This is a genomic window from Micromonospora sp. NPDC018662 (assembly GCF_044391475.1).
Taxonomy (GTDB): domain Bacteria; phylum Actinomycetota; class Actinomycetes; order Mycobacteriales; family Micromonosporaceae; genus Micromonospora.
Genome location: NZ_JBISAC010000005.1, coordinates 426,362 through 447,595, shown reverse-complemented (window position 1 = coordinate 447,595; position 21,234 = coordinate 426,362). Strand labels below are relative to the sequence as shown.

Genomic DNA, 21,234 nt, shown 5'->3' with positions numbered 1-21,234 from the left:
CGTCGAGCGGGGGAGCTGCGGTGAGCACGCTGCGGGCGCTGGCCCGGGCGCAGGCGGTCGCCGCCGGGCGGGCCCAGCCGGTGGCCACGGTCCGGCACCTGCACCTGTCGGACCGGCCGCTGGTGCTGGTGCCGCTGGCGCTGGCCGGTGAGGCGAACGCCCCGCTGGCCGCGCTGGTCGGCGCCGCGCCGGACGAGGCCCGGCTGCTGGTGGTGCCGCAGCCCCGCAACCGGGACCAGCGGTTCGCGTTCGCCGCCGAGCTGGCCGGTGTCCTGCTGCCCTACCTGGACTCGTTCCGCGGCGTGACCGAGGCGGTGGCGGTCGACCGGGGCCGGGACGTCCGCCACCGGTACGTCGACGCGCCGCAACTGCTGGTGCCGAACCCGGCCGGGATCACGTTCCTGCGGCTGTTCGGCCGGTCCACCCGGTTCCGACGCCCGGACGGGGACCATCCGGTGCACCCGTCGGTGCCGCTGCTCGGCCGCTGGTTGACGTTCTTCGCCGAGCGGGCCGAGCAGCCGGGCTCGGCGGCGCTGCTGGCGATGACCGACGCGCTGACGTTGCACTGGGCGACCGGGCAGAGCGCGGTGGAGGATCTGCACCTGCCGGCGGTGCTCGGCTGGCTCGACCCGCCGCCGGGGTCGACCGGGGCCGAGGCGGCGCTCCGGGCCGAGGATCCGGCACTCGTGCCGCCGGCCGGTCCGGCCACCGACCCGGACTTCGACAACCACCGGCTCGCCCCGGCGATCGAGGCGTACACCGGGGCCGCGGACGATCCGGCGGCCCGCGCGTCCGCGTACGACGAACTCGGTGACCTGGTGCGCGGCCAGCTCGCGCCCACCTGGGAGCTGATGTGGCGCGGCGTCGGGCGGCTGCGGGCGTTGCCGCCCGGCGCGCGGGTGGCCGGCCGGTGGGCCGGTGACCGGGACGCGTTCACCGCGTACGCCGAGCACGTCGACGCCGGCGGCGGTCCGCAGCCGCGCCGGGACGGCGCGGTGGCCGCGGCGCTGCGGTTGCAGCGGCTGGAGCGGGCGCTGACCGCCTGGGCGGTGCAGCGGGCGTACGACGATCCGCTGGTGATGGCCGAGCACCGGCTGGCCGGGGAGGCGTTCGTGGGCGAGGTGACGCTGGCGGACCCGAAGCGGGTGGACGACTCCGGCCGGCGGCCGGTGCTGCGGCCGCGGATCCAGGTGGTGACCGTCGAGCCGGTGCCGATGCCGGTGGGCGCGACGCTCTGGTCGCCGGCCCGGCCGGGGCAGAAGGCCACTGTGGTGTTCGTGACCCCGGGCGGGGACGGCAAGACCGCTGTGGTGCTGGAGCTGTCCGGCGGGATGGGGCGCGGGCTGACCGCGCCGGCCGGCAGCGTGCCGGAGGTGGGGGAGCGGATCTGCCTGACCAGTCTCTCCGACGGCTACCTGCCGGGCGGCGCGTTCCCGACGCCGGAGGAGACGCCGTGGACGCACGGCGGACCGCCGGACCAGCACGAAGAGTAGCCGTATCAATTCATTCACATGCTTGAAACTTAATCGGTTCAGTAGTGCACTGGGTGGCAGCCACACCACCTCCCGAACCGAAAAGGTGACCCATGGGAAGCACCAGGTTCCGCCTCGCGGCGACCGCCGCCGCCACCGTCCTGGCCGCCGCCACCGCACTCTCCGTCGTCGCGCCGGCCGAGGCGCACACCGTCTCCCCGGCCAACACCAACGCGTCCACCTCGACCCGCAACGTGCTCAACTGGCTCGCCCACCTGCCCAACCGCAGCAGCAACCGGATCGCCTCCGGCTTCTTCGGCGGCTACAGCAACAGCGGCTTCTCACTCAGCCAGACCGAGGAGCTGCGCGCCGCCACCGGCCAGTACCCGGCGATCCTGAGCTGTGACTACGGCTCCGGCTGGGCGACCAACAACGACATCACGGCGCTCGTCGACTACTCCTGCAACTCGGCGCTGAAGTCCTGGTCCGCCAGCGGGGGCCTGGTCACCATCAGCGTGCACCTGCCCAGCCCGGCCAACGCCAACGGAGGTGGGCTGAACACGCCGATGGGCAACTTCGCCGACCTGCTCAACCCGTCGACGGCGGCCGGCGCCCGCTGGCGTCAGCTCCAGGACAAGATGGCCGCCGGCCTCCAGGACCTGGAGAACGCCGGGGTGCCGGTGCTGTTCCGGCCGTTCCACGAGGTCAACGGCGACTGGTTCTGGTGGGGCAACCGCGACCCGAACACGTTCAAGCAGGTCTGGCAGCAGACGTACACCTACCTGACCGGCACCAAGGGGCTGGACAACCTGCTCTGGGTCTACTCGGCCGACTTCAGCCGGGGCAACCGCACCGCCTACTACCCGGGCGGCTCCTACGTGGACATCGTCGGGATGGACGCGTACGACGACAACCCGCAGGTCTCCGGCATCCAGTCCGCGTACAGCGAGCTGGTCGGGCTGGGCAAGCCGTTCGCGTTCGCCGAGATCGGGCCGGACAGCCAGGGCTCGTTCGACTACGGGCGCTGGGTCACCGCGTTCCAGCAGAGCTACCCGAAGACGTCCTACTTCCTGGCCTGGAACGACGGCTGGGGCCCGGCCCGGAACCAGGGCGGCAGCACGCTGTTCAACAACTCCTGGATCGCCAACCGCGGCGAGGTCGACCTCGGCACCGTGACCGAGCCGGGTGGCGGCGGCACCACCCCGCCCCCGTCCGGCGGCACGCTGCTCAACGGGTTCGAGTCCGGCACCGAGGGCTGGACCGGGGCAGGCGTCACCGGCGGGCCGTGGCAGGTGACCGAGTGGGCGTCCCAGGGCACCCGCTCGCTCAAGTCCGACGTCAACCTGGCCGCCGGCGCCGCGTACCTGAAGAAGAGTGCGACCACCAGCCTGAGCGGGCGCGGCACGCTGCGGGCCACCGCGCGGGTCGCGCCGTGGGGCAGCTTCGGCACCGGGAGTCAGGCGAAGCTCTACGTCAAGACCGGCGCCGGCTGGCAGTGGTTCGACGGCGGCACCGTCGCGGTGACCTCGGCCGGCGTGCGCCTGTCGCTGTCGCTGGCCGGCGTGGCCAACGTCGGCGACGTGCGCGAGATCGGCGTGCAGTTCGTGCCCGGCAGCGGTGCGAGCGGCACCTCGGCGATCTATGTGGACGACGTCACCGTCGAGTGACGACCGTCCGGTCCGGTCCGGCTGGTTGTCGCTCTTGGGCGCTAATGTTCCGGCGCGCTACACGCCGTGTGGCGGCGGGCTAACATCCAGCGGGACCGGACCGGGACCCCGGTCCGCGCCCACGAACCACGGGGGATTCGTTGTCAGTTCACCATGCCCGCCGATGGGGAGCCGCTCTCCTCGGCGTCGTCACCGTCTCGACGTTGCTGGGCGGTGGGACCGCCTCGGCCGTCAGTGGCGCCACACCGGTGCCCGACGGCACCTACGCCTTCACCGCCAAGATCACCTTCGGCGATCTGCGCGCCTGCACCGGCGCGTTGGTCGACCCGAACTTCGTGGTCACCGCGAAGACCTGCCTCACCGACGGCACCGGCCCCATCACCGCCGGCGCCCCGACCCGACCCACCACAGTGGTCGTCGGGCGCACCGACCTGACCAGCACCGCCGGCCAGGAGCGCGGCGGCGTCGCGGTCCTCCCGCACCCGGACCGCAACCTGGCGCTGCTCCGGCTCGCCAACCCGGTCACCGGCGTCACCCCGGTCGCGCTCGCCACCGCGGCGCCCGCCGCGGCCGAGACGCTGACCGTCGCCGGGTACGGCCGGACCGCCACCGAGTGGGTGCCGAACCGCCTGCACGCGGCCGACTTCACCGTGCAGGGCGTCGGCGCGACCACCGCCGACGTCACCGGCGCCTCGGCCGGGGCCACCATCTGCCGGGGTGACGCCGGCGGCCCGGCGTTCCGCGTCGTCGCCGGTACGCCGCAGCTCGTGGCGATCGGCAACACCTCCTGGCAGAAGGGCTGCCTCGGCGAGACCGAGACCCGCGACGGCGCCACCGTCACCCGGCTGGACGACCTGACCGCGTGGATCCGCGAGCAGACCGCCGACGTGCAGATCTTCGGCGTGACTGCCGCCGGTCAGCTCACCTACGGCGTCGTCGACGCGGCCAGCGGCGAACTGCGCGCGAACCGGGTGTCGACGGCGACGCTCGGCTTCACGCCCAAGGCGATGGCCACGCTGAACGAGAACACCATCCTGACCATCGACACCGCCGGCCAGATGTACCGGGTGGACGTCACCGGTGTCGACCCGGTGGCCTTCAGCGTGGTTCCGCTGACCGCCGGGTGGAGCCCGTACATCCACCTGACGTACGACGGCTACGGCTCGCTCTACTACATCGACAGCCGGGACGGGAAGCTCCTGCGGCGCACCGTGACCGCCGCGAAGCCGGACAGCGCCGGCCTGACCCCTGCCATCATCGTCGCCAACGGCGGTTTCACCCAGGTGTCGCTCACCTCGCCCGCCCCGGGCCGGGTGATGGGCAACGTCGCCACCGGCGCGCTGGTGTCCTACCGGATCAACGGCGCGGCAGCCGCCGGTGAGGCGTTCTACGCGAGCACGCTGGCGACCACCGGCTGGGCCGGCTACACCCACGTGTTGTCGCCGGGCGGCGGCTGGTACTTCGCCCGCACCTCCACCGGGGGCCTGGACCGTTTCCGTGACGCGAACCCGGTCGACGGCAGCGGCACCGACGTGACGAAGCTCAGCACGCCGGTCAGCACCAGCGGCTGGAACCAGGTGCTGCTGTCGGCCCGCCCCTGGACCGGCCTCGTGTCGGTCTTCGGCGTCAAGTCCGACGGCCGGATCTCCTACACCGCGCTCGACCCGGTCACCGGCGCCAAGGTGGTGAACACGGTCTCCGCCGCCACGCTCGGCTTCACCCCGAAGGCGCTGGCCACGCTCAACTCGGACACGCTGCTGGTCACCGACGGGGGCACCCCCTACCGGGTGGACGTCACCAGCACCCAGCCGCTGACGTTCACGCGTACCGCCATCACCAGCGCCACCGGCGCCGCGGCGACCGGCTGGACCCACGACCGCCTGGTCTACGACGGGTTCGGCACGCTGTACGGCATCGCCGGCGGCTCGGTGCTGCGCCGGTACACCGTCACCAAGGCCAAGCCGGCAACCGCCGCCGACTTCGTGTCCGTGGCCGTCTACAACAGCGGCGGCGGCTTCAACCTGCCCACGCTGGCGACCGTCGGTAAGGACCGGATCATCGGCACCACCATCGACAACAAGCTCGCGATGTACAAGATGGCCGCGGGCACCTCGCCGTGGGCCCGCTACGACCTGGCCGGCAGCGGCTGGGGCGGGTTCACCTCGATGTTCTCACCGGGCAACGGCGCCTACTACCGTCGGGACGCGAACGGCGTGGTGACCGGCTACCTGGACGTCACCCCGTACGACGGCAGCGGCACCGATCTCGCACCCTTGGCGCCGACCGGTACGGCCAGCGGCGGCTGGGACGCGATCCTCTCCGCCCAGTCGTACGACTCCTGGCCGGACAGCACCCGCCGCTGGTGATCGGCGCTGGGCTCCGATGAGGACGCGGGCCGTCTCCACTTCGGTGGGACGGCCCGCGTCATGTCCGGTGACCGACCCCGGGCGACTCTGGCGGCGGCCCGCGGCGCTGACTAGGCTTGCGCCGTTCGTCGTCCGCCGTCCGGTCCTCGTCGCGAGGGCGCACGCCTGGAAGAGAGCCGGAGCGCATCGTTGTCCCCCCGCACGACGTGAGCCTCGCCGCCGCGGCGCCGGCCCGTCACCCGCTCGCCGGCCGTGTCGGACTCGTCGCGGCCGCCGTCGTCGTACTCGGGGAAGTGCTCTGGCTGGTCGCCGCCCTGCCCGGTGCGGCGCTGGTCAGCGACCTCGGCGCGATGGCGGTGTCGACCTTGGCGGCGGTGCTCTGTGCCGGCGCGGCCCGCCGGCACCCGGTCGCGTTGCGGCGGTTCTGGTGGCTGCTCGCGGCCACCATGACCCTCGCCGCGCTCGGTCGTACGGTGTGGACGGTCGAGCGGCTCAGCGGGATCGACCTGCCGCACACGCCGCTGGTCGGTGGCCTCTTCACCGCCGGCATCGTCACCGGCACCGCCGCGCTGCTCTGCTCGCGGGCCGGCCCGCGCAGCCTGGTCGGTCAGGCCCGCACGCTGCTCGACGGCGTGATCGTCGGGCTGGCCCTGATCCCGATCGGCTGGGTGGTGGTCTTCCGCGACCTCGCCGACGCCGACCTGTCCGACCCGCTGCGCACGTTCGGGTTGCTCTACCCGATGTTCGACCTGATGCAGCTCACCATCCTGGTGGCGGTCGCCGGGCCGGGTCGGTCGATGTGGCGGGCGCTCACCGTGATCGGCGCGGGCCTGGCGATCCGGGCCGGCGCCGACGCGGTCTACGTCTCCCTGGTGGCGCACGGCAGCTACGCCCCGGGGCACCCGGTCGACGTCTGCTGGCCGCTGAGCTACCTGCTGGTCGGCCTGGCCACCCGCTATCCGGCGCCGGGCTGCGGCGACCGGGAGGACGACGCCGGCGAGTCGCCGCTGCCGCCGTGGTGGCGGGTCGCGCTGCCGTACCTGCCGGTGGGCGGCGCGATCGTCGCGGTGATGCTGTCCCGGCGGCCCACCGGGCAGACCCCGCACCTGGTCTTCGTCGGCATGATGGCGTTGCTCGGGGTGCTCGCGTTGCGGCAGGGGCTGGCCGCGAACGAGAACCTGCGGCTGGTCGCCCGGCTGCGCCGGCTCGCCTACTCCGACCAGCTCACCGGCCTGCCCAACCGACTGACCTTCATCCGGCGGCTGCGGCGTGCGCTGCGGGCGGGCGGGCCGGTCGCCGTGGTGCTGCTCGACCTGGACGGCTTCAAGCAGGTCAACGACCGGTTCGGGCACGCCGCCGGGGACCGCCTGCTCACCACCACCGCGGAGCGCATGCGGGACGCGATCGGCCCGGACGGGATGATCGCCCGGCTCGGCGGCGACGAGTTCGCGGTGCTGGTCGCCGGGGACCGCCCGGTGGCCCCGGAGCGGCTCGCCGTCCGGCTCCTCGCCGCGCTCGAGCCGCTGCCCGGCGAGGAGGACCTCGGCGTCCACCCGTCGGCCAGCATCGGCATCGCCGAGTACGGCCCGCAGCACAGCTCGCACACCGACCTGCTGCGCGACGCCGACATCGCCATGTACGCGGCGAAGGCGGCCGGTAAGTCCGCATGGCGGACGTGCACGCCGGAGCTGCGCGAGTCGGCGGTGAGCCGGGCCGAGCTGATCGCCGACCTGCGCCGCGCGGTCGACGAGGATCAGTTGCTGATGGAGTTCCAGCCCATCGTCGACCTGGCCACCGGCACGGTGCGCAGCGCCGAGGCGCTGGTGCGTTGGCGGCATCCGCGGCTCGGCGTGCTCACCCCGGCGCGGTTCCTGCCGCTGGCCGAGGAGACCGGGCTGATCCTGGCCATCGACCGCTGGGTGATCCACGAGGCGTGCCGGGCGGCCGCGACCTGGCGCGAGCGGGCACCCGAGGTGACCGTCGCGGTCAACATCGCCGCCGCCCACCTGTGCCGGCCGGATCTGATCGCCACCGTCACCGGCGCGATGGGCGCGGCCGGGCTGCCGCCGCGAGCGCTCACGCTCGAACTCACCGAGTCGGCGCTGATCGAGGGCAGCGAGGCGGTGCTCGACCGGCTGGCCCAGTTGCGCGACCTCGGCATCCGCATCGCGATCGACGACTTCGGCACCGGCTACTCGTCGTTGAGCTACCTGCACCGCATTCCGGCGACCGAGTTGAAGATCGACCGCTCCTTCGTGTCCCGGTTGGGCGCCGGCGACGCCCGCGCGTACGCCACCGTGGAGATGGTGAACCGGCTGGCCGGCGCGTTCGACCTGGCGGTGGTGGCCGAGGGGGTGGAGACCGGCGCCCAGCACGCGGCGGTCACCGCGATCGGCTGTCGGCAGGGCCAGGGCTGGCGGTACGGCCGGCCGGCCGCCCTGCCCGACCTGCTTCCCGCGCTGGTGACGAGTTGACTTGACCCTCACGCTGCGGGAGGCGGGAGCCTTGGTCGCGGAAGGGAGGGAACCCATGGCGTACACGGTGGGTCAGGTGGCGCGGGCGGCCCGGGTGACGGTCCGCACGCTGCACCACTACGACGAGGTCGGGTTGTTGCGGCCGAGCGGTCGGACCCCGGCGGGCTACCGTCGTTACGACGACGCCGACCTGGACCGCCTCCAGCTCATCCGCTACTACCGCGAGCTGGGGTTCCCGCTGGACGAGATCGCCGCGATCCTGGACGACCCGGACGCCGACCCGGCGGCGCACCTGCGCCGGCAGCACGAGCTGCTCTCCGGGCGGATCGGCCGGCTCCAGGAGATGGTGGCGGCGATCGAACGCGCGATGGAGGCGAGAAAGGTGGGGATCCAGTTGACGCCGGAGGAGCGGTTCGAGGTGTTCGGGGACTTCGACCCGGACGAGCACGCCGAGGAGGTCCAGCAGCGCTGGGGTGACACGGAGGCGTACCGGCAGTCGCAGGAGCGCGCCAGTCGCTACTCGAAGGAGGACTGGCTGCGCAACAAGGCGGCGAACGAGGACTGGGGGCGGCGGTTGGCCGAGCTGATGGACTCGGGCGCGCCGGCCGACGGGCCGGAGGCGATGGCGCTGGCCGAGGAGCACCGCCAGCTCATCACCGAGTGGTGGTATGACTGCCCCTTGGAGCTGCACACCGGGCTGGCCGACATGTACGTGGCGGACCCGCGGTTCACCGCGTACTTCGAGACGATCCGGCCCGGGATGGCGGCCTACCTGAGCGAGGCGATCCACGCCAACGCGATCAGCCGGGCCTGAGCCCGCCCTGATGGCAGGATGGCCTGATGTTCATCGTCGCCGGCACCCTCTACGTCGATCCGGCCTCGCGGGACGCCTACCTGGCGTCCTGCGAGGCGGCCGTCCGCGCGGCCCGCGCCGCGCCCGGCTGCGTCGACTTCGCGGTCAGCGCCGACCTGGTCGAGCCGGGCCGGATCAACGTGTACGAACGGTGGGAGTCCGACGAGCAACTGCTCGCGTTCCGCGGCTCCGGCCCGGACGCCGAGCAGGTCGCGGCGATCCTCGGCGCCGAGGTGCACAAGTTCCGCATCTCCGGCGTCGAGGCGCCCTGACCGCCGGCGGTCCCCGGGTAGCCCGGCGGTCCGTCGCCCCGGCCGGCGGGCGGGGGTGCTGTGGTCTCCCTTTCGAGCTGAGTCGTTGGTGATATCGCCAACGGCAGTGACCGACCGTGAGTCGTTCCTGCTCTCAGCTCGAAAGGGCGGTAGACAGGTCAGGCCCGCGCAGCCGGCCGGGGCGACGACGACGGCTAGACGAAGACGTCGAGCAGGAGGACGCCGAGGAAGCCGACCACCGAGATGATCGTCTCCATCACCGACCAGCTCTTGATGGTCTGCCCGACGGTCAGCCCGAAGTACTCCTTCACCAGCCAGAAGCCGGCGTCGTTGACGTGCGAGAAGAACAGCGACCCGCAGCCGATCGCCAGGGCCAGCAGCGCCACCTCGGGGCCCTGGAGCATGGCGGCCAGCGGCGCGACGATGCCGGCGGCGGTGATGGTGGCGACCGTGGCCGAGCCGGTGGCCACCCGGATGCCGACCGCGACCAGCCAGCCGAGCAGCAGCGGCGACAGGTTGGCGCCGGTGGCGGCGTCCGCGACCAGGTTGCCCACGCCGGCGTCGACGAGCACCTGCTTGAAGCCGCCGCCGGCGGCGACGATCAGCAGGATGCCGGCGATCGCCGGCAGCGAGCCACCCAGGAAACCCGAGACCTGGGTACGGCTGAAACCGTTCCGGTAACCCAGGAAGATCATGGCGAAGATGACGCCGGCGAGCAGCGCGACGATCGGGGTGCCGGCGATGTCCAGCGCCTTGCGCCCGGCGGTGTCCTTGCCGAGGGTCAGCTCGCCGATGGCCCGCAGCAGCATGAGCGCCACCGGCAGCAGCACGGTGACCACGGCGGCCCAGAGCGCCGGCGCGCGGCGGGCACGCGGTCCGGCCGGCTCGTCGATCGACGCGCCCGGCCGGCCGGCGCCGGGGTTGACCAGGTCGTCCTCGGTGACCAGGTCGCCGTCGGCGTCGACCCGGCCGGCGCCGGGGCGGGTGGGGCTGCGGTCCCCGGTCAGCGCCGCGTCGCGCCGGGTCGGCAGCAGCGACTCCGGTGCGGTGGCCGTTACGTACCGGGAGATGAAGTTGCCGAACACCGGGCCGGCGATGATCACTGTGGGAATCGCCACCAGCAGGCCGAACGCGAGCGTCTGGCCCAGGTTGGCGCCGAGCGCGTCGATCGCGACCAGCGGGCCCGGGTGCGGTGGCACCAGGCCGTGCAGCACCGACAGGCCGGCCAGCGCCGGGATGCCGATCTTCATCAGCGGCACGTCGACCCGGCGCGAGACAAGCAGCACGATCGGCACCAGCAGCACCACGCCGACCTCGAAGAACAGCGGCAGACCGATCAGTGCGGCGACACCGGCCATGGCCCAGGGCAGCGCCCCACCGGAGACCCGGCCGACCACCCGTTCGACGATGCTGTCCGCCCCGCCCGACTCGGCGAGCATGCCGCCGATCATCGCGCCGAGCGCGATCAGCAGGCCGACGCCGCCGACCGTGGAGCCGACCCCGCCGCTGAACGAGGTGACGATCTTGTCGGCGGAGACGCCGGCGACCACCCCCAGCACCGCCGCGCCGAGGATCAGCGCCAGGAACGGGTGCACCTTGCCCCAGGCGATGAGCAGCACCACCGCGGCGATGCCGAGCAGCGCGGCGATGACGAGTTGGGTGTTGCCGGCGTTCGTGAGTGGTTCCGCCGGTGCGGCGAGCACTGTGACCACGGCTATCACGACCTCTGTTCGGTCATTTGGGTGGGGCGGTGGGTGGTGGCTCCGGCGGCAGGCTCGGGGCCAGCCGTCGCAGCGACGCGAACGTGGGCACGAGCGCGTCGTACAGCTCGGAGAAGAGGGGGAGCAACGCCGCGTACGTGGCGGCGGCGGCGGGATCGGGCCGGACCGTCTCCTCGATGTGGACCAGGTCCGCGGCGACCTCGATGGACTCGATCAGGCCGAGCGCCTGCATGCCGAGCAGCGCGGCGCCGAAGCCGGACCCCTCGTGCCCGGCCGGGAAGCGCACCGGCATGCCCAGCGCGTCGGCCAGGATCTGCCGCCACAGCGGGCTGCGCGCGAAGCCACCGCTGGCGCGGACCTCGCGGACCTCGTTGCCGGCCGCGCGTACCGACGCGAGGACCAGCGCGAGCTGCTGGCAGACCCCCTCCAACGCGGCGCGCACCAGGTGGGGGCGGCCGTGCCCGTGGGTCAACCCGATGTACGCGCCGCGGGGCAGCGCGCTCCAGTGCGGGGCCCGCTCGCTGAGCAGGTAGGGCAGCATGATCAGCCCGCCGGAACCGACCGGCGCCTGCGCGGCCAGGTCCAGCAGTTCCTCCTCGGCGTGCTCGCCCAGCTCCGGGGCGAGCGCGTCGTGGGCCCACTGGAGCACGATCCCGCCGTTGTTGATCGCGCCGCCGACCACCCAGCGGTCCTCGGTCAGCGCGTAGCAGAAGACGCCGCCCAGCGGGTCCACGCCGGGGCGTTCCACCATCACCCGCATCGCGCCGCTGGTGCCGATCGAGCAGGCGACCACGCCGGGGCGTACCGCGCCGAGCCCGAGGTTGGCCAGCGGGCCGTCACCGGCGCCCACCACGAGCGGGGTGTCCGCCGGCAGGCCGGTGGCCCGGGCGGCCTCGGCGGTCAACCCCCGCAGCACGTGCGTGGTGGGGACGAGCTGGGGAAGCTGCTCCTCGGTGATGCCGGCGACGCGTAGCGCCTCGGTGTCCCAGGCCAGCTTGTGGATGTTCATCAGGCCGGTGGCCGAGGCGACCGAGTGGTCGGTGACCAGCGCCTCGGCGAGCCGCCGCAGGACGAGGTCCTTGATGCCGACCCAGTGCGACACCCGCTCGTGCAGCTTCGGCTCCTGCTCGGCGAACCAGACCAGCTTGGGCAGCGGCGCCATCGGGTGCACCGGGGTGCCGGTGCGCCGGTGCAACGCCAGCCCGGACGGCGCGGCCCGCAGCCGTTCGGCCTGCGCGCTGGCCCGGGAGTCGGCCCAGGTGATCGACGGGGTGAGCGGGTTGCCGTCGGCGTCCAGCCCGATCAGGCTGTGCATGGCGGTGCTGAACGACAGGCCGGCGACCGGCCGGCCGAGCTCGTCGACGACCGCGCGGATCACGCCGACCACGGCCTGGTAGATCAGCTCCGGGTCCTGCTCGGCCCAGCCGGGGTTCGGCTCCTCCAGCGGGTAGCCGATCGAGTGGCTGGCCAACTGCCGGCCGTCGGTGTCGAACGCGACCGCCTTGCTGCTGGTGGTGCCGATGTCCACGCCCACCACGACGGCCGGGTCGCCCACCGGTGCACCTCCACTAGCCGCCGGGGGCCGCGGTACGCCCCGCCCTGCGGCTGACGTTACCGACGTGTCCATCGGCCCGCACGGCGAAGCGGAGTGGCCGTCAATCAACCAAACGGACGAATTGGTGACTTTGGCGTGTCTTCGTACCCCCGGATCGCCGTTGACACCAGTGACACCCCGATTGGTGGGCTCGCGCGGCGGAGGAGTCGGCGTGGCGATGACTGATTCGACGGGTTCCACATGGCGTTACCGGTGGGCACACCGGCAGAACGAGCGGCGACAGCGGGCCTTCCGCGCGGCCGACGAGGCGTGGCGACGCCGCGACGACGAGCTGCGCCGCCTGCGTACGCTCGCGGTTTCCTTCCACGGGTCGGTGCGGGCCGGCGTGGGCCTGCCGATGGAGCTGGCCCCCGGCGAGGTGGTCTTCTGGACGCTGCCGGCCGCGCAACTGGTCGAGGTACGGCACACCGCCGTGCTGCCGGCCCCCGAACTGACCGTCGACCCCGACCCGCCGGTGCTGCGCCCGCGCCGCCCCGAGGGGGTGCGGGTGGTCGACGCCGGGCTGGCCGTGCTCACCAACCGGCGCCTGGCGCTGCTCGGCGGGCGTGGGCGGCGCGACTGGGTGTACGGCAGGATGACCGGGCTGTCCCACGACCCGGCCGCGCCGGTCACCCTGATCCAGGTGCTGGACCGGCGGCGTACCTCGGGGCTGCTGTTGCCCACCGGCGCGGCGGCCGACTTCCGGTTCACGCTCACGCTGGCCTTCGCCGACGCGATCGAGCAGCGCGCTGCGGTCGTCGCCGAGCTGGACGAGCTGCTCGACGAGCACGCCGAGTCGCGCCCGCAACGCCCGGCCGTGCTCACCCCGGCCCAGGCGCGGGCCACCACGCTGGTGCCCGGCGGCCGGCGGACCGTCGCGGTCGGCGCGGCGCTCGCGCTGGCCGTGCCGGCGCTGCTGGTCGAGGCCGACCCGCCCACCCGGGCCGGGTCGGAACGCGCCGCCGCCGCCACCCCGGCGGCCACCGGCACGCCCGCGCCGCCGGTCGTCGCCCCCGCCGTCCAGGTCCGGCCCAGCGTCGGCCCGGAGCCGCGCCGCACCGGGCCCGCGCCGCGCGACGCCGTCCCGCAGCCGGCCGCCGAGCGGCGCTGCGGCGCCCCGGTGAACCCCTTCGGGTACGACTTCTGCGGCGGCGACCGGATCCGCAAGCCGGCCGCCGGTGTCTGCGACTGGTTCGAGTGCGTACCCGGGTTCTGGTCCGGGCGGGGCTGGCTGGTGCAGTGCCGCGACGGCACGGTCAGCCGGACCGGCGGCCAGCGCGACGTGTGCGTCAACCATCGCGGCCCGCGCCGCACCCTCTGGGGCTGAGGTGTAAGGCGGGGCCCCCGGTTAACGCTTTTGGTATAGGCGGGGCCCCCGCTTAACACCGCGGCCCGACCGGGTACGCAGCAGGCCGTGCGACCCGACGATCAGCGCGCCGAACCCGAGCACGCCGAACAGGAACAGGGTGTGCCACGCCCAGGCGCCCTTGTCGCGGTGCCCGTCCAGGCGGTCGAGCAGGCGCAGCAGCCCGTAGCCGAGCAGCAGCGACGCGGCGGCCACCGCGACCGGCCGCAACCAGCGGCACACGGGACCCGTCCGGGGATCGAGAAGGCTCATCGCCTCAGCGTGTTCGCCGCCCGTCGCCGGGACATCCGGGAGCCGCCCCGCACCGCTCCCGGATCAATCCGCTCGCATCCCGGAGGGGGGCTCGACTAGCGTCCGGCCGTGTCCCGCACCGTGACAGTGGTCCTGGTCGACGCCGCCGGCCGGCCGCTCGGCGCGCTGCCTCCGTTCGACGTGCCGGACCCGTGGTGGCAGCAGGTCGCCTCCGTCGTCGACGGCGCCCGCCACCGGTACGGCGTCGACGTGGCCGTGCTGCGGCTGCTCGACGCCGACCGCCCGCACCCACCCGGCGGCCACGTCCGCTACCTGGCCCAGCTCACCGAGGTCTCGGCCGCCGTGGCGCCCGTCATGCCCCTGGAGCCGGCCGCGGTGGACCTCGCACCGCACCCACTGCGCCAGCCGTGGGCGGAGCCCGGCGGCCCGGCCCGCAGCGTCGCCTGGGCCACCGACGAGCTGCGCCGCCTCGGCCGCCCGGTGACCGCGGTGGCGCAGCAGCGCACCTGGAACCTCTCCGCGATCTGGCGCCTGGACACCCCACCGGGCCCGGCGTGGCTGAAACAACTCCCCCCATTCGCCCGCCACGAGCCCGCCGTCCTCACCTGGCTGACCACCCTCCCGCTCCCGGCCTCCCCCGCCTCCCCGGTCGATCAAGGAGTTTGCGTCCCCGTCGATCTTCCTGGCGACGCAAACTCCTTGATCAACGACGGCGGGGTCGGGCCGGGGGTGCTGGGGGTGGGTGGGGAGGGGTTGGTGCTGCTGGAGGACGTGGTGGGGGAGGACCGGTACGGGGCGGGGGAACGGGAGCGGGCGGCGATCTCGGCCGAGCACCACGCGGTGCAGGTGCGCGCCGTGGGGGCGGTGGACGGGCTGGCGGCGGTGGGGGTTCCCGACCTTCGCGGGGCGCGGCTGGCCGGGTGGATCCGGAGGTGGCTGGCCGGGCACGACGTGTCGGCCGCCGCGCGGCTGCTCGACGGGCTCGACGAACGGCTGCGGCGGGTCCGCGACTGCGGATTGCCCGACACGCTCGTCCACGGCGACCTGCACCCCGGCAACGTGCGCGGCGACGGCACCCGGCGCGTCGTCATCGACTGGGCGGACGCGTTCGTCGGCCACCCCGCGTTCGACGTGCTGCGCCTGGCCGAGGGCCTGGCCGCGCCGGCCGCCGCCCGGCTGGTCGACGCGTGGGCCGACCGCTGGCGGGCCGACGTGCCCGGCTGCGACCCGCGCCAGGCGGCCGACCTGCTCCGGCCGGTCGCACCGCTGCGGCTGGCCGCCGGGTACGCGATGTTCCTCGCCGGCATCGAGCCGAGCGAGCACCCCTACCACGCATTCGACGTGCCGGCCGCGCTGGCGCAGGCCGCCGCCGAGGCGCGACGCTAGACCCGGCGTACCGGGATCCACAGCTCCGCGTCGGCGGTGCCGCCGCCCTCGGCGATCCGCACCTGCGAGATCTCCGGCCCGGGGCGGATCTCGTAGGGATTCGACGGGAACCACTGGGTGAACACGTCCCGCCACAGGTGCTGCAGCGCCTGCGGGAACGCACCGGAGCTGCGGAAGACCGCCCAGTCGCCGGCCGCCACCGGCAGGCTGTCCAGATCGTCCGGCACCGGCGCGCCGGTCACAACCGCGTGCCAGTAGTCCAGCTCGGTGCCCTCCGCCCGGGACCCGGCCAGGTCGTCGCTGACGTTGACGACGCCGCGCGGCTCCTGGTCGGACAGCGCCTCGATCCGGCGTACGGTGGCCGGGTCGACGCTCTTGACGAACGCCACGATGTCCGGGTTCATCCCCTCGTGGACCAGCGGCACCCGGGCCTTGCGGCCGGCGAGGTGGAACACGTCCTTGGCCACGATCCGGTAGTCCATGGTGGTGCTCCCTTCGACGACGAGCCGGAAGGACATCCGGGGCTGGGACCGCAGCACCGCACCGGTGCGCCGCGCCTGCGCCGGGCCGACGCCGTGCACGGCCCGGAACGCGCGGGCGAACGCCTCGTTCGAGCCGTAGCCCCAGCGGACCGCCACGTCGAGCAGCGACTCCCGGTCGGCGAGCACGTCGGCGCCGGCCAGCGTGAGCCGGCGACGGCGCACGTACTCCGACAGCGGCATCCCGGCCAGCGCCGAGAAGAGCCGCCGGAAGTGGTGCTCCGACGTGCAGGCGACGCGGGCCAGCGCGGCCACGTCGAGCGGCTGGTCGAGCCGTTCTTCGAGGTGGTCCATGGCCTGGTTGAGCCGATCCAGCACCCGATGCTCCTTCCTCATGACGCCCTCGACGCTATGGTTCCGCCCCACCCGTCGGGGCGACTGGCGGGGGTGTCGCATCATGGCCTCGTGATCATGCGGAAGCGACGCCACAAGAAGAAGAAGGACCGGGACTGGTGCGACTGCGACTGCGACCTGCTCGACTGTGACGGCCCGGGCTGCTGCGACCTGGGGCTGTTCTCGACGCTGCTCACCGTCGGCTCGGTGACCGCCGGCCTGGTGCGGACGCCGGCCGTGGACCGCGCCGGCCGGGCCGCCATCCTGGGTTATCGGCGCTGGCTGTCGCACCGCTGGCCGGGGACCTGCCGGTACACGCCGACGTGTAGCGCGTACGGGCTGGCCGCGGTGGAACGGCACGGCCTCGCGGTGGGTGGCCGGATGGCCGCCGACCGGGTCCGCCGGTGCCGCCCCGACGTGCCGCGCGGCACCCACGACCCGCTGCGCTGACCGCCGGCCGCCGCGTGCCGGTCAGGGGACCGACGTGGGACCGCCGAAGACGACCGGGACGCCGGGGGAGTGCAGCACGCTCACCGGCGGCCCGTCCGGTGCCGGCAGGCCGGCGGCGGTGACCAGCTCGTCGTCCAGGTGCAGCAGCTCGGCGCGGTGCAGCGGCCACTGCGGGTGCCAGTTCGGCAGGTGGCGGGTGCGCCCGTACGCCCGGGTGTGCAGGCCCCACCGCGCGGTGAGGAAGTGCTCCAGCGGCGTCGGCTCGGCGATCGGCACGCCGACCCGGACGGTCATCCGGCTGGTCGCGCCCGCCGGGCCGGGCCAGCGGCGCCGGCAGCGGTAGGTGAGCGTGTCGCCGGCCCGCTCCAGCCGCATCGCCGACCACTTGTAGGGCAGGCGCAGGGCGAGCTGGGCGACCAGCACCGGCACCAGCCGGGACGCGTCCAGCGAGCGGAACACCACCGCCCGACGGCCGGCGCCGTCGACCGAGTAGAGCCGCACGTTGGTCTCGGCGAACGTGCCGAAGTAGGGCACGCCCGGGCCCCGGCCGAGCCCCAGCCCGACCATCCGGAAGCCGATCAGCCCGACGTAGGTGAGCCCGTCGAGCGTGTCGGGACGGGTGCCGGCGGGCAGCAGCGGCGCGACCCGCTCCGGTGGCGCCGCCCAGTGCAGGAACGTGAGATCGTGCCAACGCTGCGCCAGCCAGGCCCGACGGATGGCGCGTGCGGGCGCGTGCTCGACCGGCTCGACCTCCACCGCTGTCACTCCGGCCGGTGGCAGACCGCCTCGACGTTGTTGCCGTCGGGGTCGCGGACGAACGCGCCGTAGTAGGCGGCGTGGTATTCCGGCCAGACCTTCGGCGCGTGCAGCACCTCGGCGCCGGCCGCCACCGCCGCGTCGTGGAACGCCCGCACGGCCGCCCGGTCGGGCGCGGTGAACGCGATGTGCACCGGCGCCGGGGCGGCGTCGGCCGGGGCGGGCTCGACCCAGAAGTCGGGCGTGTCGACGCCGTAGCCGATCGGCCCCGGCTCCATGATCCGCCGGCCGCCCAGCGGGGCGAGGACCGTGTCGTAGAAGGCGCCGCTGGCCCTCAGGTCGCGCACCGCTACGGAGAAGTGGTCGAGCACGTCGCCTCCCTGTGATCGTCGAGAACCCCGTCAGGCTACGAGCCCACTACGACACTTCCGGGGCGATCGAGGGCCACGCCCCCGGCCGCGTGCCGGGCCGCGCGCCGCCGCCGGGCGGTGTCCACGCCGACGAGCAGGCCGGGCAGCGCGCCGAGCAGCCAGATCACGCCCACCGGCCAGTGGATCAGCGCGCCCACCGCGCCCCGGATCCGCGGCTCGTCGCCGAGCACGTAGGACGCCTCCGGATCCGACGTGCGGCAGGTCAGCGTCCACGCCCCGGCTGCCGGCAGCCGGACCGAGGCGACCCAGTCGAACGCGGTGGCGTCCGTGCCGTAGCCGCCGGGCGGCACGCGGACCGGCTCCGCCACCCGGACCGCCGCGTCGGCGCCGGTGAGCCGGCAGCCCGGGTCCGCCGTCGAGGAACTCACCCCGAAGATCGCGTACGCCCCGGGCGCCGGCACCGTGACCCGCCCGGCCGACGTCGCGTAGGGGCCGGTGCCGCCGTACTCCGTCGGGGGGTTCCCGACCGTGCTGCCCTCGGCGCCGAGCCGGACCGCGGACTGCGCCAGCAGCGCCCCGAACACGACGGCGAGCGCGCCGACCAGGTAGCCGCGCCGCGACGGCGGCCGGTCCCGGCGGGCGCGGAGCGTGCCGGCGGCGTACCCGACCAGCGCGCCGGCCACCGCGAGCGCCAGGCCGCCGAGCAGCGCGCGCCCCCAGCGGGCCTCGCCGGCCAGCGGCGCCACCCACCGGAAGAACGCCAGCGACGCGCCGAGCAGCACCGCCGTGACCGCCACCGCCGTCGCCACCGCGAGCGCGGGGCCGGCGACGCCACCCCGGCGGGGCTGACCGGCCGCGACCACGGCGGCGAGCACCGGCGCCGCCAGCACCGGCCACCACAGCGCGGGGGCGACCGTCGGGTCCTCCTCCCACCGGTGGGTCCACTCGAAGAAGAGCAGCGGGACCGGCACGGTCGCCAGCAGCCACGCCGCCAGGACGCCCGGACCGGGCCGGCGAACACTCATCCACCGATCCTCGCACGTGTCCATCGACGTGGGAGCGCGTGCCGTCCGAAAAGGATTGGTCACCGACGGTAGGATGCTCGACGAGACAGTCGAACTCACGGGGGAAACGATGTTCGAGCGACTGGGCAGATTCGTCGTCGGCAAGGCGTGGTGGGTGATCGGCGGCTGGGTCCTCGCCGCGATCGCCGTGGTGGTCACCAGCCCGTCGCTGAGCGACATCACGTCTGCCGACCAGGAGAGCTTCCTGCCGCACTCCTACGAGTCGGTGCAGGCCACCGAGTTGGGCGCCAAGGCGTTCCCGCAGGCGGCCACCGCCACCGCCACCATCGTGGTCGAACGCGGCGACGGCAAGCCGCTCACCGCGGCCGACCAGGCGCGCGTCGGGCAACTCGCCCAGACGCTCAAGGGCCGGAACATCCCGCAGACCTCCGGCTACCTGACCGGCCCGCCGGCCGTCGCGCCGGACCGGTCGGTGCAGATCATCTCCGTCGGTCTCGACGCCGAGACGCCGGGCGACCCGAAACTGCTCGACGCCGTACGCGACCTGCGCGCCGCGCTCGGGCCGGACCTGGCCGGCAGTGGCCTGACCGCCGGGGTGGCCGGCGACGTGGCCAGCTTCGTCGACAACGAGAACACCTTCAACTCGGCGTTCGCGGTCGTCGGCGTCGCCACCATCGTCCTGATCATCGGACTGATCCTGATCATCTTCCGCAGCCCGATCGCCGCGCTGCTGCCGGTCGTGGTGATCAGCGTCGTCATGTCCGTCACCACCGGGCTGGTCGCCGCCGCCGGCAAGGCGTTCGACCTCAACGTCAGCCAGGACCTCCAGACCATCCTGCTGATCGTGCTGTTCGGCATCGGCACCGACTACATCCTGTTCCTGCTGTTCCGCTACCGCGAACGGCTGCGCGCCGGCGACGACAAGCGCACCGCGATGATCGTCTCGGTGCAGCGGGTCGGCGAGGTCATCACGTCCGCCGCCGGCGCGGTCATCGTCGCGTTCCTGGTGTTGCTGCTCGCCTCGCTCGGCTTCTTCGGCTCGCTCGGCCCGGCGCTCGCCATCGCCGTCGGCGTCATGCTGATCACCTCGCTGACCCTGATCCCGGCCATCGTGTCGCTGCTCGGCCGCTGGGTGTTCTGGCCGTCGAAGGCGTGGCAGCGCCCGCTTAAGGCGACGCTGTCCCGGCGGCTCGGCACGATCGTCGGCCGCCGGCCCGCCGTGGTGGCCGCCGCGTCCGGCGCGCTGCTCGTCGCGCTCGCCGCCGGCGTGCTCAGCTACCAGGCCGACTACGACTTCAGCGCCGGCTTCCCGCAGGACACCGAGTCGGCGCGGGCCGCCAAGGACCTCCAGCGCGGCTTCGCGGCCGGCGCGCTCGCGCCCACCGAGGTCTACCTGACCACCGGGAACGGCACCCCGCTCACCGACCAGCAGGTCAACGACTTCGCCGCCGCGTCGGCCGACGCGCCCGGCGTGGCCCGGGTGCAGCCGGCCGAGCGCAGCACCACCGACCCGAGCGTCGCCCGCGTCAACGTGCTGCTCGACGAGAACCCGGTCTCCAACGAGGCGATCACCCTGGTCCGCGACGACCTGCGCGACGCGCTGCACGACAGGGCCCCGCAGGGCACCAGGGCGCTGGTCGGCGGCCCGACCGCGATCTTCGCCGACATCAACTCCGCCAACAACCGCGACCTGTCGGTGATCCTGCCGGTCGCCGCCGCCCTGATCGCGCTCATCCTCGGGCTGCTGCTGCGCAGCCTCGTCGCGCCGATCTACCTGGTGATCGCCGTGCTGCTCAACTTCGCCGCCACGCTGGGCGCGACCGTCTATCTGTTCCAGGGCCTCCAGGGCAAGCCCGGCGTGACGTTCCAACTCCCGATCATCCTCTACCTGTTCGTGGTGGCGATCGGCACCGACTACAACATCCTCATGATCGCCCGACTCCGCGAGGAGGCACGGGAGGGCCACGAACCGCACCGCGCCGCCGCCATCGGGGTGGAACACGCCGGCCCGACCATCGCCGCGGCCGGGCTGATCCTGGCCGGCACGTTCGGCGTGCTGATGCTCGCGCCGATCTCGTTCCTCCAGCAGATGGGCTTCGCGGTGGCGATCGGGATCGTGCTGTCCGCGTTCGTCATGTCGATGTTCTTCGTGCCGGCGCTGACCGGGCTGATCGGGCACACGGCGTGGTGGCCGGGGCACGGCGACGAGCGGCGCGACGGGGGAGGGCGGCACGCGGCGCCGGCGCCAGAGCCAGAGCCGGAGCCGGTGAGCGAGGCCCAGGTCTGACGGCGGCCCGCCCCCGGCGGGGTCAGCTCCCGCCGGGGCGGACCAGCCCG

17 protein-coding genes are annotated in these 21,234 nt (G+C 74.0%); 10 read left to right on the top strand and 7 right to left on the bottom strand.

All coding sequences use genetic code 11. From position 1 onward, the window contains the following. Positions 1-20 precede the first annotated feature (20 nt). The 6 genes from ACH495_RS18585 to ACH495_RS18560 all read left to right on the top strand — a co-directional run bounded on the left by ACH495_RS18585 (position 21) and on the right by ACH495_RS18560 (position 9,104). A complete protein-coding gene (locus tag ACH495_RS18585; protein ID WP_396858947.1) occupies positions 21-1,493 on the top strand; it encodes a hypothetical protein in 1,473 nt (490 codons plus the stop codon). A gap of 92 nt (positions 1,494-1,585) precedes the next feature. Beyond that, entirely contained in the window at positions 1,586-3,139 is a 1,554-nt protein-coding gene (locus tag ACH495_RS18580; protein WP_396858946.1) for a glycosyl hydrolase, read from the top strand. 140 nt (positions 3,140-3,279) lie between these two features. Continuing rightward, positions 3,280-5,505: a trypsin-like serine protease gene (locus ACH495_RS18575; RefSeq protein WP_396858945.1), complete on the top strand. Its 2,226-nt coding sequence runs from the start codon at positions 3,280-3,282 to the stop codon at positions 5,503-5,505. Positions 5,506-5,711: 206 nt separating this feature from the next. Beyond that, the gene (locus ACH495_RS18570; RefSeq protein WP_396858944.1) at positions 5,712-7,979 is read left to right on the top strand and encodes a putative bifunctional diguanylate cyclase/phosphodiesterase; all 2,268 of its coding nucleotides are present in this window, start codon (positions 5,712-5,714) and stop codon (positions 7,977-7,979) included. Between the two features lie 55 nt (positions 7,980-8,034). Next, complete coding sequence (locus tag ACH495_RS18565) at positions 8,035-8,793, top strand: MerR family transcriptional regulator (RefSeq protein ID WP_396858943.1); 759 nt, start codon at positions 8,035-8,037, stop codon at positions 8,791-8,793. A 26-nt stretch (positions 8,794-8,819) separates the two neighbouring features. Further along, on the top strand, positions 8,820-9,104 hold the full coding sequence (locus ACH495_RS18560) for a putative quinol monooxygenase (protein ID WP_396858942.1): 285 nt from the start codon (positions 8,820-8,822) through the stop codon (positions 9,102-9,104). Between the two features lie 194 nt (positions 9,105-9,298). Here the strand turns inward: ACH495_RS18560 and ACH495_RS18555 are convergent, their stop codons facing one another. Both ACH495_RS18555 and ACH495_RS18550 read right to left on the bottom strand, forming a co-directional pair. Further along, complete coding sequence (locus ACH495_RS18555; protein ID WP_396859010.1) at positions 9,299-10,816, bottom strand: SLC13 family permease; 1,518 nt, start codon at positions 10,814-10,816, stop codon at positions 9,299-9,301. Positions 10,817-10,838: 22 nt separating this feature from the next. Continuing rightward, positions 10,839-12,380, bottom strand: coding sequence for a gluconokinase (locus ACH495_RS18550; RefSeq protein WP_396858941.1), 1,542 nt, complete (start codon positions 12,378-12,380; stop codon positions 10,839-10,841). Between the two features lie 211 nt (positions 12,381-12,591). Between ACH495_RS18550 and ACH495_RS18545 the strand changes: the two genes are divergently transcribed. Further along, entirely contained in the window at positions 12,592-13,746 is a 1,155-nt protein-coding gene (locus ACH495_RS18545) for a hypothetical protein (protein WP_396858940.1), read from the top strand. Between the two features lie 21 nt (positions 13,747-13,767). Here ACH495_RS18545 and ACH495_RS18540 read toward each other — a convergent pair whose 3' ends face one another. Continuing rightward, positions 13,768-14,037: a hypothetical protein gene (locus ACH495_RS18540; protein WP_396858939.1), complete on the bottom strand. Its 270-nt coding sequence runs from the start codon at positions 14,035-14,037 to the stop codon at positions 13,768-13,770. A 108-nt stretch (positions 14,038-14,145) separates the two neighbouring features. On the opposite strand from ACH495_RS18540, the gene ACH495_RS18535 reads away from it, so the two are divergent. Further along, positions 14,146-15,423: a phosphotransferase family protein gene (locus ACH495_RS18535; protein ID WP_396858938.1), complete on the top strand. Its 1,278-nt coding sequence runs from the start codon at positions 14,146-14,148 to the stop codon at positions 15,421-15,423. Here ACH495_RS18535 and ACH495_RS18530 read toward each other — a convergent pair. After that, positions 15,420-16,280 (bottom strand): helix-turn-helix domain-containing protein, encoded by an 861-nt coding sequence (locus tag ACH495_RS18530; protein WP_396859009.1) that lies wholly within the window; start codon positions 16,278-16,280, stop codon positions 15,420-15,422. The two genes, ACH495_RS18535 and ACH495_RS18530, sit on opposite strands and share 4 nt — an antisense overlap. 93 nt (positions 16,281-16,373) lie before the next feature. On the opposite strand from ACH495_RS18530, the gene yidD reads away from it, so the two are divergent. Then, positions 16,374-16,745 carry a membrane protein insertion efficiency factor YidD gene (yidD, locus tag ACH495_RS18525; protein WP_396859008.1) on the top strand — a complete coding sequence of 124 codons (372 nt, stop codon included), beginning with the start codon at positions 16,374-16,376 and terminating at the stop codon, positions 16,743-16,745. A gap of 21 nt (positions 16,746-16,766) precedes the next feature. Here the strand turns inward: yidD and ACH495_RS18520 are convergent, their stop codons facing one another. From ACH495_RS18520 to ACH495_RS18510, 3 genes are read right to left on the bottom strand one after another with little or no spacing between them, the layout of a single operon-like run. After that, positions 16,767-17,501, bottom strand: coding sequence for a YqjF family protein (locus ACH495_RS18520; RefSeq protein WP_396858937.1), 735 nt, complete (start codon positions 17,499-17,501; stop codon positions 16,767-16,769). A gap of 5 nt (positions 17,502-17,506) precedes the next feature. Next, complete coding sequence (locus ACH495_RS18515) at positions 17,507-17,872, bottom strand: VOC family protein (protein ID WP_396858936.1); 366 nt, start codon at positions 17,870-17,872, stop codon at positions 17,507-17,509. Positions 17,873-17,907: 35 nt separating this feature from the next. Then, on the bottom strand, positions 17,908-18,897 hold the full coding sequence (locus ACH495_RS18510; RefSeq protein ID WP_396858935.1) for a hypothetical protein: 990 nt from the start codon (positions 18,895-18,897) through the stop codon (positions 17,908-17,910). A 109-nt stretch (positions 18,898-19,006) separates the two neighbouring features. Here ACH495_RS18510 and ACH495_RS18505 point away from each other — a divergent pair, with 109 nt between their 5' ends. After that, positions 19,007-21,184, top strand: coding sequence for an MMPL family transporter (locus ACH495_RS18505; protein WP_396858934.1), 2,178 nt, complete (start codon positions 19,007-19,009; stop codon positions 21,182-21,184). The last annotated feature ends 50 nt before the right edge of the window (positions 21,185-21,234 follow it).

Coding starts and splice junctions, on each gene's coding strand:
- ACH495_RS18580 (WP_396858946.1), top strand. CDS start 1,586: ATGGGAAGCACCAGGTTCCGCCTCGCGGCGACCGCCGCCGCCACCGTC.
- ACH495_RS18565 (WP_396858943.1), top strand. CDS start 8,035: ATGGCGTACACGGTGGGTCAGGTGGCGCGGGCGGCCCGGGTGACGGTC.
- ACH495_RS18560 (WP_396858942.1), top strand. CDS start 8,820: ATGTTCATCGTCGCCGGCACCCTCTACGTCGATCCGGCCTCGCGGGAC.
- ACH495_RS18540 (WP_396858939.1), bottom strand. CDS start 14,037: ATGAGCCTTCTCGATCCCCGGACGGGTCCCGTGTGCCGCTGGTTGCGG.
- yidD (WP_396859008.1), top strand. CDS start 16,374: ATGCGGAAGCGACGCCACAAGAAGAAGAAGGACCGGGACTGGTGCGAC.
- ACH495_RS18510 (WP_396858935.1), bottom strand. CDS start 18,897: ATGAGTGTTCGCCGGCCCGGTCCGGGCGTCCTGGCGGCGTGGCTGCTG.
- ACH495_RS18505 (WP_396858934.1), top strand. CDS start 19,007: ATGTTCGAGCGACTGGGCAGATTCGTCGTCGGCAAGGCGTGGTGGGTG.